Source organism: Sporolactobacillus pectinivorans (assembly GCF_002802965.1).
GTDB lineage: Bacteria > Bacillota > Bacilli > Bacillales > Sporolactobacillaceae > Sporolactobacillus > Sporolactobacillus pectinivorans.
The window spans coordinates 1-1,195 of record NZ_NXGA01000007.1 but is presented as its reverse complement, the minus strand read 5'-3'; the positions used below and the strand labels follow the sequence as shown (position 1 = coordinate 1,195).

1 protein-coding gene is annotated in these 1,195 nt (G+C 51.0%); it reads right to left on the bottom strand.

The window, feature by feature from the left end; translation table 11 throughout:
* Positions 1–1,195, bottom strand: a 1,195-nt coding sequence (locus tag COP04_RS19225; RefSeq protein ID WP_100489769.1) for a transposase, incomplete at both ends; no start/stop codon positions are given.

Here is a 1,195-nt window from a genome sequence, read left to right as displayed (position 1 = left end):
AGTAGGCCCATTGCGATGCAACTGCACATCATAAAACCTTCGATGGCTTTGACGGTTTGACAAATTCGTTTTTGCACGTTTTCTTCGGTCACTTGATCCAACGGTTCGGCTTCATCCGATTTGCGATAACGGTTCAATTTGGGCATTGACCGACTCCAAAAATGATAGGTAAAAGCACCGAGTGACTGTTTCAGCGCGCGAAAAGTCGTTTCCGTGGTGAAGCGACGTGCGTATAGTCGGATGATGGTCTCCGGTTCCAGGGATGGATCCGTACTGACCAGAATGGATCGTCGTCCACCCATGACCACGAGCACAAAGCGCAGGTCTTGATACAGTCCCTGACCCCAAAGCAGATCCCGACAGAGATAGGATATCCTCTCTTCTTTGTCGTACAGCGACAGGCGGGTGGCCTGGAATTGATTCGCTTGCGTGTCAAACAACGTGTTCACTTTGAGACGGGTTCCTTTCTTTCGTGGACGTCCCCGGCCTCCAGTTTGAACGGGATGTTCATAAGCCACACAGGAAGTTTTGGCTTTGGTGACCAGATCCAATCGCGTGCGCTCTTCCTGATTCCGCTGATTCAAACGACGGAGGGCAGGCACGGACAAGAAATAGCGATCGAGTAAAAACAACGCGCGCCCCAACACTCGAGCGGCTGAAAATCCTTGATCAATCATCTGCACGACATGGGAGCCCTGTGCTTCACCGTCATTTTCCCACTGGTGAATCGTCTGAATACCATCATGAAGACGAAGAGAGAGTGGCAGACAAAACGTTTTTCCGGCGTCTCCAATGAGAAGGCCAACGGATCCCCAGAGATGCCCAAAGATGAAGGCAGACTTGGACACATCCTCGGATTCCTGATACAGTTTCTTCACACCGGGCATGAAGCGTGCTTCTTTCGCCTGTTTAACGCCGTCCCCAACAAGAATGACCGCTTCACCCTCCCGTCTGAGCGGTGCAACCTTGAGAACAACACGCAACCACTGGTGACGCAGCTCATCCAGAGACCAGGCGGAGGAACGGAAAAAATGAATCATGGATTCATACCCCTTCGGATGAAGCGCTAAGTCACGAATCACAGAGGTGACACCGAGACAGTCGGAACGAATCATCAGACCGGTGATAATCACAACAAACCATTGAAACGCAGCGAATCTATGGAAACGGGAACGGAACAACAGAAGTACGGAAT